Origin of the sequence: Streptomyces sp. NPDC086989 (assembly GCF_044745505.1) — a bacterium.
Lineage (GTDB): Bacteria > Actinomycetota > Actinomycetes > Streptomycetales > Streptomycetaceae > Streptomyces.
Map to the genome: position 1 here is coordinate 61,963 of NZ_JBIVAL010000009.1, position 13,175 is coordinate 75,137.

Consider the following 13,175-nt stretch of genomic DNA (forward strand, 5'->3'; position numbering starts at 1 on the left):
GGCCGGCCCACCCGGGCCGGCCGCACGGGCTGCGGGCCGAGCCGGAGGACAGACCACAGGCCCACACCGCACCACGGGAGCCCGTCATGCCGTATCCCACCCAGCCGGCCGCACCCCCACGTGTCGCGCCCGCGCCGGGGACCGCCCGCCCGCCGGCGGGAACGACCGCCCGGACCGCCCCGTACGCGCTGGTCCGCACCACGGTGACGGCGCACCCCGCCCAACCTGACGAGGCTGCACGGGTACGGAGACTGCTCGCCCGGCTCACCGCCGTCACGGCCCAGGAGGACGCACTGCGTCCGGCCCTGTGCGACGACCTCTTCGCCTCCCGGGCCGGCCACGACGAGGAGTTCCACCGCCAGGTGGTGCTCCCCCTGCGCCGTGCGCTGCACAACGGCCGCACCCCCCGGCCCGCCCTGCTGGCCCGGCTCGGCGACCTGCCCGTACGGGTCCCGCGGCTCGGCGGGTGGCTCGCGCTGCGCGAGCGGCGCGGAGCACTCCTCACGGAGCTGGCCGAGGCCGTCCCGCACGCCCTGAGCGCCGAGCGCTCCGGGCTCGCCGCGTTGTGCCGCTCCCCCGGCTTCACCCGGGCCGTGGCGCTGACCAGCGCCGACCTGCTGCGTGCCGTATCGCGGGCGGCCCGCGACGAGGGTGGGCGCAGGGCCCGCAAGGAGGAGTCGTCGGTGCTGCGGCACGCTCTGCGGGCCGGCACGAAGACCAGCCCGCTGTCGTGGTTCACCGCCGTGGGGTGGTCCTCCGCCCTGACGACGGGCGCAGCCGGGCCACCGTTGCGGTCCGTCGTACGGGAGAACCGGGCACTCGTCGCGGCGCTGGCCGCCGCGCTGTCGGAGGCACCGCGCCGCCGGCTCGCACTGCCGCACCGCATGACCAGCAGGGCGCGGACCGGCGCCGACGGCCGCGTCCGCTACGCCAAGGACCGCACGGCCTTCGCGGGCGGCCGCTATCTCGTCAGCCACGAGGAGACGATCGAGCTCGCCTCCCGCCCCGCCCTGACCGCGATGGACGAGGTCGCGGCCGAGCCCGCGACCCTCGACGCGCTGGCGGCCCGGCTCGCCCCGGCGCTCGGGCGGGCCTGCGGGGATCCCGCCGTCGGCCGGTTCCTCGCCCGGCTCGCCGACAGCGGACTCCTGGTGCCGGTGGAACCCGTCGACCCGCAGCACCCGGACCCCTTGCCGGCGCTGGCCGACTGGCTGCGCCGGTGGCCCGAGGACGCCCCCCTGGCCGACCGCATCACACACCTCGCCTCCGATACCGCCCGGTTCGCATCCACGCCGGCCGAGGAGCGGCCCGCCCTGCTCGCGGACCTCGCGGACTGCTGGCGGGGCCTGCTGGCCGACGCCGGCCGGCCCGTCCCGGCCGATGCGGCCCCCCTGAACGTGCTCACGGAGGACGTACTCGCCTGCGGGAGGTCCGGCCGGCTGACCGGCGATGACCGCGCGACACTGGGTGAACTGAGTGCGCTGGCCGAGCTGTTCGACCTCGGGCACGTGATGCGGCGGGTCGCGCTGGAGCGCTTCGTCTCCCGCTACGGACGCGGCGGGACCTGCCCCGCCCCGTGGGAGTTCGGCCCCGACACCGCCGCCGCGTGGGAGGAGGCCGCACGCCTCGCCGGCCGGCCGGCCGACGATCCCGCGCTCTGTGAGGAGTTGTCCGAACTGGCCCGGCTGCGGGCGGAGTTCGTCCTGGCGGTCCGGAGCGCCTCGCAGGCCGCACCGGGCGGCTGGTCGGACGAGACGGTCCTGCCCGCCGACGAGGTGCGCGGGCTCGCCGCCCGGCTGCCCGGCTGGACCACCGCCCGCCCGCTGAGCTACGCGTGGTTCGTCCAGGGCGCGGCGCCGGCCGGTCCCCCGGCGGGGCCCGGCCCCGGCCGCCTGCTCTGCGTCAACCACGTCTACGGCGGCTGGGGCCGCTTCACCAGCCGGTTCCTGGACGGCCTGCCACCCGGCGCCGCCGCAGAGGTGACGCGGGAGATCCGCCGGGGCCTCGGCGACGGCGCCCGGGCCGTCCAGATCCGGCCGGTGGGCGGCTTCAACGCCAACCTCCACCCCCTGCTCGTCGGCGAGGAGATCGGCCCCGACCGGCACCGGGGCCGGCTCGCCGAGTCCGACGTGGAGCTGGTCCACGACCCGGTCGCCGACCAGCTCCGCCTGCAGACCGGCGGCGAGCCCCTCGACGTGCTCTACCTCGGCTTCCTCGCCCCCGTCATGCTGCCGCAGCGCCTCGCGCCGTACCTGTGCGACCACCCGGGCGGTGTCGTGGACTTCCGCCCCCTGCTGCCCCGCCACACGGTGGCCGCGCCCGGCGGCGACGTGGTGCGCACGCCCCGGCTGCGGCACGGCCACGTCGTGCTCGCCCGGCGGCGCTGGCACCTGCCCGAAGGGGTCCTGGCCGTGCTCCGCGGCGACCTCGCGGCCGACCCCGACGAGGTTCCGGCCGCCGCGGTGGCACGCTGGCGAGCCCTTCTGGACCTGCCCGAGCAGCTGTTCCTGCACGCCGTGCCGGAGCCGTCCGCCGGCCGGGCCGCCGAGGACTTCGTACGCAGTCTGCGCGCGCCGAAGCCCCAGGCCCTCGACCTGGGCAGCGCCCTGCACCTGCGGTGCCTCGCCGGCTGGCTGGCCCGGCATCCGCGCGGGGTGGTGCTGGAGGAGGCCCTGCCCGTCTTCGGGGGCCACGACCGTCCCACCCATGCCGTGGAGCTGATCGCCGAGACCTACCGGCCGGCGCGTCCCGCTGCCCCCGTCATCCGCCGAGGAGACACCCGATGAACGCCCCGCCCCCGGGCCCGGACACCGCACCCACCGCCACCGCGACCGCGACCACCGCTGCCACTGCCACTGCCACTGCCACCGACGACGTCACCTCCACCGCCACCGCCACCGCCGCCGATGACGTCACCGCCCTTGACGTGGTCGTCCACCACTACGAGCCGGTCAAGGCTCCCCTCCTGCGCGAGGCCGTGCTGCCCCTGGCCCGGCGAGCCGCCGCGGAGGGGCTGACGGCTCACGTCGAACGGCACTGGCTGCACGGCCCGCACCTGCGGCTCCGGCTTCGCGGGCCCGCCGACGCGGTGGCCGCCACGGCCGGGCGCACGGCGGCCGAGCTGCGCGCCCACGTGGCCTCCCACCCTTCACGGGCAGCCGTCGACGAGCAGGAGCTGCTGGCGCAGGCCGCAGCGGCGGGCCGGGCGGAGCTGGTACCACCCCCGTACGGTCCGCTCGTACCGGACAACACCGTGCGGGTGGAGCAGGTGGACCTGTCGGCCCTGGGGGCGCTGATCGGCCCGGACGCGCTGCGGCTGCGCGAGGAGCTGCTGGCGCTGGGCCTGCCCGCCCTGGAGGCGGGTTCCGCTTTCCTCCGCGAGCGTGCGGACACGTCCGCCGCCAGGGTCGAGCTGGTGGTGGCGGCGCTGTCGGCGCATGCGGCAGCGCACCCCGAAGGCTTGGTCGGCGGCCACTACTCGTACGTCTCCCACTTGGAGGAGTTCCTCGTCCACGAAGACCCCGGCGGGCGGCTGCGGGCGGCGTTCGACCGCCGCTGGGAGGCCGCGGGCGGGCGGATCACCTCGCTGGTGGGCCGGATCGCGGGTGGTGGTGCGGTGGGCCGGGAGCGGGCCTGGGCCGACTGGTCCGCCCGCGCCTGGCGGATCGCGGAGGAACGGTTGCGGGCGGGAGCGGACTTCGGCGGGGCTCCCGCCGAGTACCGGGACCGGGCGGCGGCGCTCGACGACCGGGCCACCGCGGAGCGCTGGGACCGGTCGGTGCGCACCCGGTACAGCGACTTCCACCGGCTGCTGCACCGCTCAGACCCGCAGGGTGCGATGTGGACCCGTCCCGACTACCTGGTCTTCCGGGCCTGCACGAACGGGTTGTACCGGCTCCTCACGGTCTGCGACGTCCGGCCCGTCGAGCGCTACCTCGCCGCCCATCTCGTGGTGCGCAGTGTTCCGGCGCTGACCGGCCACCGTTGGCGGGAACGCGTTGACCAGGTCATCGCCGCCGTGGAGGGGGCACGGTGACCGGCGTCGAGCCGCCGCGGGTTCGGCTGCGGCCCGGGGTGGCGGTCACCCCGCTGCGCGCGGGTCTGCACCTGCGCGGCCGCGACGGGAGCGTGACGCTCGAAGGAAGCACGGGCCTGCCCGTCCTGTGGGAGCTGCTGGCGGAACAGCTCGGCGAGGCGGACGGCAGCGGCGCAGAGGCGGGGCGTGCGGACCGGCCGCGGCACCGCCTCGATCCGGCCGACCCCCGGGTGGGGTCGGCGTTGGCCGCGCTGACCGCGCAGCTGCATGCGCACGGCCTGCTCGCCGAGTACCCGGAGCACTCCGCGCATCGCACGTACTCCGCGCATCCGGGGCACCCGTCGGGAGCCGCCGAGCCGGCCGCCTGGCTGGGAGCGTCCACGTACCGGCCCGGACCCGCGGCCGCAGCCCTGGCCGCCGCGCGGCCCGAGGTCGCTGCCGCCGATCCCGGCGATCCGCTCGCCACCGCACTGGTCCGCGCCCTGGAGCGGGCGGGAACACGCCCGCGGGTGCACCGCGACGCCGGGCTGCCGGCCGGCCGGGTGGTGGTTGCGGCAGGGGCCCCGGAGGCGTCGGTGGCCGTCGCCGTGGGCCGCACCGCCGACGGCGGCTTCGTCACGGCCCCGGCCGAGCCCGGTCGGGCACGCACCGACGCCGGGTCGATCGCCGCCCGCCTGTCCCGCGACACGGACTCCGGGCCGGCCCCGACCGGGCAGGGCGGGACCACGGCGGCGGGCGCTGCGGCGCTGACGGCCCTGCTGGCCGGTGCCGCCGCGCAGCGGCTGCTGTGCGCCGTGGCCGGTCTGCCGGATCCCGCCGTGCGGGAGGAGGACCCGCTGCTCCTCCCGGACCGTCCCGCCGTCCTGGTCGCCGAGGCGCGGCCACCGCGTGCGTCCTACCACCCGTGGCTCACCGGGCAGATCACCCCGGCGGCTCCCTCCCCCGCCCCGGCCGGCAGCCTGGCCGAGGCTCTGCGCCGCATCGGAGCGCTGGCCGACCCGTACCTGGGCGTGCTCGACGCGCCGCGGCCCGGCGGGCTGCCCCAGGTGCCCGCCGCGCTGGCTGCCTGTCGTACGCCGGCGGGGGACCTGGTGGCCGGGGCTCCGCGGGCGGACATCGCCCGGCTCATCGCGGCGTGCCGTGCGGCCGAACTACACCTGGGCGCGGGGCGGTCGGCTCCGGTGGCGGTCGGCGCCGGACCGGAACACGCCCTGGGCCGGGTCCTGCGACGGGCGGCCGCTGCCGCCGCGGGCCGGTCCCGTCCCGACGCCGCCCCGAGCCGCGGCCTGAGCGAGGAGGAATGGCGACAGCATCCGCAGGCCCGCCACTGGTGGACCGTGCTGACCCGGCACCTGAAGCTGCCCATGCAGATGTCGGTCCATCAGTACCCGTCAGAACAGGCCTTTGTGGCTGTCGTACGGGACGCCTCCGCGCCGCCCGGAGCCGCCGGGGTGGCCGCCCGGGCGGTGGAGGCGACCGCCGCCGACGCCGCGGCCGTGGCCGCACTCGGCGCGGTGACCCGGGCCATGGCCGCCGAGCACGGTCCGGCAGGTGCCCTGCACACCGTGTTCAGCGGCGCCGAGGCCGCCCTCGCCTCCGCGGGGGTCGAGCACGCCACGTGGACGGACGAGGGATGGACCGACCGGTGGCTGGCCGGGGTGGCGCGGCGGGAGCCCGGCCTGTGCGCGGCCCTGTCCCGGCTGACCGGCCTGCACCCCGAGCCGTGGCCGCCGGGTGCGACGGACGCGGGGACGGCCAGGGCCGCACTGAACGCCTGCGGGTTCACCGTCCTGACCGAAGCGGCCGGACCGGATGGAGGAAAGCGATGAGCAGAACGTCCGCAACCGCCGTGGCACCGCCCGGGGCGGGGGTGGCCGCCTCCGCCGGGGGCGTTCCCGTCCTGGACCCGGCTGCCGCGCTGGAGACCACCGAGGGTGCAGCCGTCGTCCACTTCACCTCCTGGACGCTGGAGTTGGCGGAACGGGTCAGCCGCCATGCGCTGACCCGCCCCGTGCGTCTGGTGCCGGTGCGCGAGGACGGTGCGCTGACCGTCGTCGGCCCCGTGCTGGAGCCGGGTGCGCGGGCGTGCCTGGCGTGCACGGAGTACCAGCGACTGGCCACCGCGGGCGGCAGGGTGCCGTGGCAGAGTCCCCGGCTGGCGCTCGGCGGGACGGGCACCCCGGCCCTGGCCGAGGCGGCCCTGCTGCTGGCGGCCGCCCTGCTGGAGAGCGAACCGCCGGAAACTGACCCGCCGGGGGCGGACCCGCCGGGCTCCGGGCTCCCGGGGGCCGGGCCCGCCGCGGGGGCCCGCACCGCGCCGCGCGCGAGCGTCCACGTCATCCAGGGAAACCGGGCCACCTGGTCCACCCATGCCGTGCGCCCGGTCGGCGGCTGCCCGGTGTGCCGCCCCCTGCCGGCCGACTCCCCCACCGCGGCCGGGCTGCCCGCCACGCCGCGGCCGCTGCCCGACCCCTCGGTGCTGCGTGGCCCCAACGACCGTACGGACACGAACGGGCTGCGGGCCGAGCTGCACGACGAGCGGTTCGGCCCGGTGCGCCGGCTGTTCCGCACCGAGGACTCCGCGTTCGCCCTCACCACCGCCTGGGTCACGGACGGCCGGCTGCTCGACGACGGCGGTTACGGCCGCTCCGCCGACTTCCGCTCCAGTGAGCGCGTGGCCCTGTTCGAGAGCGTGGAGCGGCTGGCCGGCATGCGCCCGCTGGGCCGCCGCACCGTCCTGCGCGCCTCCTTCGCCGAACTGGGCCCCGAGGCCGCCGTGGACCCCGGCCGGCTCGGCCTGCCCGACCCGGCCCACCTGGGTCACCCCGCCGCCCGGACCGTCCATTACCACGAGGACCTGGAGATGGACTGGGTGTACGGCTGGTCCCTCACCGAGGGCCGCGCCCGCGCGGTGCCCGAGCACGTGGCGTACTGGGACCCGCCGCAAGGCCCGGGGCGGCCACGGGTGGTCTACGAGTCCTCGAACGGCTGCGGACTGGGCAACAGCCCCCAGGAGGCCGCACTCTACGGGCTGTTCGAGGTGGCGGAACGGGACGCGTTCCTCATGGCGTGGTACGCGCGCACGCCCCTGCCCGGCGTCGCGCTGCCGGCCGACGACCCGCTGGTGAACTCCCTGGCCGCACGCGCCGCCCTCATGGGCTACCGGCTGGGGCTGCTGGACGCCACCAACGACCTCGGCATCCCGGCGGTCGTGGCACTGTGCCACTACGAGGGGAGTCATCCCGACGCCCCCCGCGCTTTCCTCGCCGCCGGGGCCCACCACGATCCGCGGGCCGCGATCCGCTCGGCGGTGGCGGAGGTCGTCACCAACGTCCAGGACGCCGTGCACCGGCCGGCCGGCCCGGGCGGGCCGCGCGATCCGGCGCGGCTGCGTCCCATGCTCGACCGGCCCGAGCTGGTGGTCGACCTCGACGACCACGTCGGCCTCAACACCCTGCCGGAGGCCCGGCCCAGGCTCGAGTTCCTGTTCGACGGCGTCCGGGAGGTTCCGTGGCGGGAACGGTGGCCGGACGCGCCCACACCGGTGGCCGACCTCACCCGGCTACTGACGGACACGGTCGCACGCCTGGCCGCCGAGGGGCTGGAAGTGGTCGTGGTGACGCAGGACGAGCCCGGGATCCGGGAACGGCTGGGGCTGCACTGCGCCAAGGTGATCGTGCCCGGCACCCTCCCCATGACCTTCGGTCACGTCAACCGCCGCACGCTCGGGCTGCCCCGGCTGCTGGAGGTGCCCCACCGGCTGGGGCGCACGGCGCGCCCGCTGCGCCATGACGAACTCCCCCTGCATCCGCACCCGTTCCCGTGAGGACGATCCGATGACCGAACACCCGAACGCCGCCCCGTCCCGCACCGCGAGCACCGTCCTCGCCGCGTCGCCGCCCCCGGCACCGTCACCGTCACCGCCCTCGGCTCCGGCTCCGGCTTCGGCTCCGGCCGGGGATTGGCAGAGCCTGCACCTGACCCTGCACACCGACGGCGCGGACACCGACGCCTTCGTCACGGGGGCGCTCGCCCCGCTGATGGACTCCCGGTGCGGACCGGACGGCGCCTGGTTCTTCATCCGCTACCACGAGGGCGGCCCCCACCTGCGGATCAGGTTCCGCCTCAGCCCCGATGAAGAAGATCCGTCTGAACTCGCCGAAGAGCTGGCGGTGTTGGCCGAGGCAACCCTCCCCGTCACCGAGCCCTGGCCCGGCCGGCACGGCGAGGTGCGCATGGTGGCGTACGAACCGGAGACCGAGCGCTACGGCGGGCCCGCCGCCCTCCCGGTGGCCGAGGAGGTGTTCGTCCATGCGACGCGGGCGGCCGTCGCCGCCCTGCGCGCCGTGCCCGGCCGGGCCGACCGGCTGCGCCTCGCCATGGACCTCGCCCATGCCACGGCACACGCCCTCGGCCTGGACGAACTGGACGCCGCCGGCTGGCTGCGCCGGCACGCCGCCTCCTGGCGCTGGGCGGCCGAGGTGCGGCCGCTGCCCGGGGCCGCCGTGCACACCCGCGTCAACACGGTGTTCGCGGCCCAGCGGACAAACCTGGGCCGGCGGGCACGGGCGGTCCGCGCCGCAGTCGAGGACCGTTCGGCCGCACCCTGGCTGCTGGAGTGGGCCCGGCAGGTGCGGGCGGCCGACACGCGGCTGCGGGCCGTGGTGCCGGCGGCGGAGCGGCCGGCACCACCGGCGCGGACGGACCGCCGGATGTGGGTGTGGGCCTCGCAACTCCACATGCTGTTCAACCGGTTGGGGGTGACCCCCGACGAGGAACGGGCGGTGTGCCGACTCGCGGGCCGCGCCCTGCTGGAGACGGGGGACGAGAGCGGCTTCTTCGACGCGGGGCCGCGCGCAGCCGACTACCAGTACCTGGAGCGGAGCAAGTTCCAGATCGGCCGCCCCCAGGACACCGCCGTGCGGAGCGTCGCACTTCCCCGGCCTTCGCCCGGGCACCGCCCCGAGTCCGAACGGCCGCTTCCGGCAGCCGAGTTGCCGCAGCTGTCGCTCGCCGAGGCGCTGCACCGCCGCAGCTCCGCACGCGGTGAGCTGCGGGGGCCGCTCACCGCGGACGAACTGGGCGGGGTGCTCTGGCACGCCCACGCCCCCAGCCATGCGTCCCGGCAGCTGCTGGCCGACGGGACGGAACGCACCCGGCACCACCGGCCTTACCCGAGTGCGGGAGCCCTGTACAGCGTACGGGTGCGCCTGTTGGCGCTCTCCGTCACAGGGCTGCCTCCGGGCACCTACCACTGCCTGCCGGAGCGGCGGTCGCTGGTCGCCCTCGGACCCGCTCCCGATCTCGGCGGGCTCAAGGCGCTGTCCTCGTACCTCTCCCGCCCCGCCGGCGATCCGGACGCCGTCGGGATCGACGGGGCGCCGGCCGTCCTGGCCGTCCACCTGGACCTCGGGCTGCTCCGCCGCCGGTACGGATTGCGCGCGCTGCGGCTGGGCCTGCTGGAGGCGGGGCACCTCGCCCAGACGCTCCAGCTCACGGCCGGGGCGTTCGGGCTGGCGACGATCCCGCTCGGTGGTCTGCAGGACGACTTGGCGCACGAGCTCCTCGGCCTGGACGACCTCGACGAGCCGATCCAGTACCTGCTCCCGCTGGGCCGGGCCCGTCAGATGGTGGCGACGTCGATGACGAAGCGGTAGCGGACGTCGCTGGCCAGGACCCGCTCGTAAGCGTCGTTGATCCCGTCGGCGCCGATCAGCTCGATCTCGGCCGCCGCCCCGTGCTCGGCGCAGAAGTTCAGCATCTCCTGGGTTTCGGCGATGCCCCCGATGCCCGAACTGCTCATGCTGCGGCGGTTGCCGAACAACGACTGCAGTTCCATCTGCGCCGCTTCCTCCGGGAGGCCGAGGTTCACCATGACCCCGTCCGTGCGCAGCAGGGAGAAGTAGGCGCCGAAGTCGAGCGGGGCGGAGACGGTGTTGAGGATGAGGTCGAAGCGGCCCGCCAGCTCCTCGAAGGTCGCCGGGTCGGCGGTGGCGCGGTAGTCGTCGGCGCCCATCCGGATGCCGTCTTCCTTCTTGCGCAGGGACTGCGAGAGCACGGTGACGTCGGCGCCGAGCGCGTGCGCGAGCTTGACGGCCATGTGTCCGAGTCCGCCGAGGCCGACGACGGCGACCTTCTTGCCGGGGCCGGCGTTCCAGTGCCGCAGCGGTGAGTAGGTGGTGATGCCCGCGCACAGCAGGGGCGCGGCGACGTCCAGCGACAGCGCCTGGGGGATGCGCACGACGTAGTTCTCGTCGACGACGACCTTCTGCGAGTAGCCGCCGTAGGTGGGCTGCCCGTCCTTGCCGACGGCGTTGTAGGTCCAGACCGGGCCCTCGGCGCAGTACTGCTCCAGGCCGGCCCTGCAGTTCGCGCACGCGCGGCAGGAGTCGACCATGCAGCCCACGCCGACCCGGTCGCCCGCCCGGAACTTCGTCACGCCCGGGCCGGTCTCGGCGACGACTCCCGCGATCTCGTGCCCGGGCACCATCGGGAAGATCGCCTTGCCCCAGCCCTCGCGGACCTGGTGGATGTCCGAGTGACAGATGCCGACGAACGCGATGTCGATGAGTACGTCGTTCTCACCGACCGCGCGGCGGTCGACGGTGGTGCGTTCCAGAGGTGCCTTGGCGGCGGGTGCGGCATAGGCGGCAACGGTGGTCATGGGGATGCATGCCTTTCGCCGGGGGATCCGGGGCGTGCAAAGGATCCGCAGTGTCGTATTTGTCCTTCGATTATCGGTGTTCGCGGCTGCGGTCGCCCGGCCGCGGACGTCACGCCGTCGGGCTCGCGCCGAGATGGCGCTCCAGCCAGCGCGCGGCGGCGCGGCGGTAGGTGCGTCGGTTGTCCGCGCGGAGGAACTCGTGGCCCTCGTTGCGGAGCACCAGCATCTCCGCGGGCAGCCCGCGGTCCCGGGCGGCGCGGACGAACTGCTCCGATTCGGTCGGCGGGACGTTGGTGTCGTGCTCTCCGTGGACCGTGAGCACGGGGACGCGCAGTTCGTGGACGCGGCTCATCGGGGACAGTGCGCGCAGCAGCTCCCGGTCGTGCTCGGGATGCCCGTACTTGGCGGCGGCGGACTGTGCGATCCACGGTTCCGTTCCGGCGAAGAACGTGTCGAAGTCCGACATCCCGCACACCGCCACTCCGGTGCGGAACAGCTGCGGGTGCCAGACCAGCGAGGCCATCGTCAGGTAGCCGCCGTACGAGCGGCCCATCACCCCCAGCCGCAGGGGATCGGCGTAACCGAGGGACACCACGTGGGCCGCGCAGTCGGCGACGTCGTCGATCGCCGCGAACCGGCCGGCGCCGAGGTCGGCGTCGACGAAGGACCGGCCCCAGCCGGACGAGCCGCGGACGTCGGGGGCGAAGACGTCCAGACCCCGGCCGAGGAGTTCGTGGTACAGCGGGTTGAACACCGGCCGTTCCTGCTCCTCCGGACCGCCGTGGAGGTGGATCACGCACGGGGCCGGCCGGCCCGGCTCCCGGTCCGGCGTCCGGTAGTACCAGCCGCCCAGCATCAGCCCGTCCCGGGCACGGCAGCGCACGGGGGCCGGGCGTACGGGGGGCCGGCCCGGCGGGGCCGCCTCCTCGTCGCGCGCCGACCAGGGGGTGCGGAGGGGGGTTCCGCCGCCGTCCAGCTCCCAGATGCCGGGCCGGCGTTGCGAGCCCGACAGGGCCGCGAACACGGCTCCGCGGCCCACGGCCATGCGGGTCACCACCTCGTGGGGCAGTTCGGGGCGGTGGTGCGGCCCGGAGTCGCCCTGCCCGTCCTCGTCCGCGGCGGGCAGGGCGACGCTCTGCAGTTCGCTCGCGCCGTGGACGTTCCAGGCGAGCAGGCCCCACCGCCCGTGGTCGGGGACGGTCAGCAGGTCGAGGGCGGACCCCTCGCGCTCGGCCGCGACGAAGGTCCCCCCGGAGGCGCCGTTCTCGTCCAGCCGGACCCGCAGGAGGGCCGCGTACTCCCGTTCCCAGTCGCTGCGCAGCCACAGGGTGCGTGCGTCGGGCGAGAACCGGCCGATCCACGGGTCGCCGTCGGCGACGCGCAGCGCGCAGGTGGTGCGGCCGGACGCGGTGTCCAGCACGAGGGCCTCGCGGTGGCCGCGCGGGCCCCGGCGCAGCAGGGCGAACCGGCCGTCCGCGCTGATGTCGCAGACGCGCAGGGAGGCTGCCCCCGGCTCGCTGAAGAGCAGGACCGGGGCGACCGCGGCGTCCGGGTCGACGAGGTAGGCGGCCAGCCCGCCGCCCGGAGCCGGTCCGCCGCCCGGGGCCGGTCCGGTGTCCGCAACGCCGTCGGCCTCCGGGGCGACGGTGCCCGTGCCGAGGACGGCTGCCGGCCGCCCGGGGCGAGGCGCAGCGTCCGCGCCACCGGCACCGGCACCGCCACCGGCACCGGCTCCGACACCCCCGAGGAGGGTCGCGGGTCCGCCGCGTTCGGTCCAGGCGGCCCCGGGGGCCCCCGCCGGGGAGGTGGCCGCGGAGGTCGCGAGCCGTGCGGAGGCGTCCTGCGACAGGTGTCCGGGCCCGCTGTGCTCGGCTACCGGTTCGGCCGACCAGGCGATCGTGACGGCGAGGGCGGAGCCGTCGCGGGCCCAGGATCCGAGGTGGGCGGTGCCACCCGTCTCGGCACCGGCGAGCAGGCGCCGGCCGGTCCCGTCGGGGCGCACCACCAGGACGCGGGTGTGCTCGCCGCCGCCGGGGGCCGAGGTGTACGCGATCCAGCGCCCGTCGGGGGACCACAACACCTCGGTCACCGGGTCGGGGTCGGCGTCGAGGACGTGGGCCTCGGCGCTCCGGGCGGGAGCGCACCACAGCTGCGGGACCCCCGCCCGGTCGCAGATGAACGCCACGTGCTCGCCGGTGGGGTCGGCCGCGGGGTACCAGCATCCGTGGGCGGTGAGGAGGGCGGGCGGATCGCCGTGGTGGTCGTCCGGCACGAGGACGGGCGCGGGTGCCGGTACCGGGACCTCCGGCGCGCCGGACGCCGGTGCCGTTGCTGCGGACGGGGTCACGCCGATGGGCAGGGCCGCGTCGGCGGGCGGGACCGCACCGGCCGACGGGGCCGCGGGCTGCGCACGATCCAGGGGCATGGCCGCCTCCCTCCGCGTCTCTGCGCCTGTCTCCGCCTCGCCGGGGTCGC

At 76.4% G+C, this 13,175-nt stretch carries 7 protein-coding genes; 5 read left to right on the top strand and 2 right to left on the bottom strand.

The genetic code is table 11. The features are described from left to right. The first annotated feature begins 86 nt into the window (after positions 1–86). From ACIPK4_RS22690 to ACIPK4_RS22710, 5 genes are read left to right on the top strand one after another with little or no spacing between them, the layout of a single operon-like run. The gene (locus ACIPK4_RS22690; RefSeq protein ID WP_402315322.1) at positions 87–2,786 is read left to right on the top strand and encodes a lantibiotic dehydratase; all 2,700 of its coding nucleotides are present in this window, start codon (positions 87–89) and stop codon (positions 2,784–2,786) included. Then, on the top strand, positions 2,783–4,036 hold the full coding sequence (locus ACIPK4_RS22695; protein ID WP_402315324.1) for a hypothetical protein: 1,254 nt from the start codon (positions 2,783–2,785) through the stop codon (positions 4,034–4,036). Before ACIPK4_RS22690 ends, ACIPK4_RS22695 begins: the two co-directional genes overlap by 4 nt. After that, the gene (locus tag ACIPK4_RS22700) at positions 4,033–5,865 is read left to right on the top strand and encodes a hypothetical protein (protein ID WP_402315326.1); all 1,833 of its coding nucleotides are present in this window, start codon (positions 4,033–4,035) and stop codon (positions 5,863–5,865) included. The genes ACIPK4_RS22695 and ACIPK4_RS22700 overlap by 4 nt, the downstream gene beginning before the upstream one ends. After that, entirely contained in the window at positions 5,862–7,862 is a 2,001-nt protein-coding gene (locus ACIPK4_RS22705) for a TOMM precursor leader peptide-binding protein (protein WP_402315328.1), read from the top strand. The genes ACIPK4_RS22700 and ACIPK4_RS22705 overlap by 4 nt, the downstream gene beginning before the upstream one ends. 10 nt (positions 7,863–7,872) lie before the next feature. Continuing rightward, positions 7,873–9,693, top strand: a complete 1,821-nt coding sequence (locus ACIPK4_RS22710) for a thiopeptide-type bacteriocin biosynthesis protein (RefSeq protein ID WP_402315330.1) — start codon at positions 7,873–7,875, stop codon at positions 9,691–9,693. On the opposite strand, the gene ACIPK4_RS22715 is transcribed toward ACIPK4_RS22710, so the two are convergent. Together ACIPK4_RS22715 and ACIPK4_RS22720 are read right to left on the bottom strand one after the other, a co-directional pair. Then, complete coding sequence (locus ACIPK4_RS22715; RefSeq protein WP_402315331.1) at positions 9,660–10,700, bottom strand: NAD(P)-dependent alcohol dehydrogenase; 1,041 nt, start codon at positions 10,698–10,700, stop codon at positions 9,660–9,662. The genes ACIPK4_RS22710 and ACIPK4_RS22715 overlap by 34 nt on opposite strands. A gap of 109 nt (positions 10,701–10,809) precedes the next feature. Next, positions 10,810–13,125: a S9 family peptidase gene (locus ACIPK4_RS22720; protein ID WP_402315333.1), complete on the bottom strand. Its 2,316-nt coding sequence runs from the start codon at positions 13,123–13,125 to the stop codon at positions 10,810–10,812. Positions 13,126–13,175 lie beyond the last annotated feature (50 nt).

Bases quoted from the DNA above. Each gene is read 5' to 3' on its own strand.
- ACIPK4_RS22690 (WP_402315322.1), top strand. From the start codon at position 87: ATGCCGTATCCCACCCAGCCGGCCGCACCCCCACGTGTCGCGCCCGCG.
- ACIPK4_RS22695 (WP_402315324.1), top strand. From the start codon at position 2,783: ATGAACGCCCCGCCCCCGGGCCCGGACACCGCACCCACCGCCACCGCG.
- ACIPK4_RS22705 (WP_402315328.1), top strand. From the start codon at position 5,862: ATGAGCAGAACGTCCGCAACCGCCGTGGCACCGCCCGGGGCGGGGGTG.
- ACIPK4_RS22710 (WP_402315330.1), top strand. From the start codon at position 7,873: ATGACCGAACACCCGAACGCCGCCCCGTCCCGCACCGCGAGCACCGTC.
- ACIPK4_RS22715 (WP_402315331.1), bottom strand. From the start codon at position 10,700: ATGACCACCGTTGCCGCCTATGCCGCACCCGCCGCCAAGGCACCTCTG.
- ACIPK4_RS22720 (WP_402315333.1), bottom strand. From the start codon at position 13,125: ATGCCCCTGGATCGTGCGCAGCCCGCGGCCCCGTCGGCCGGTGCGGTC.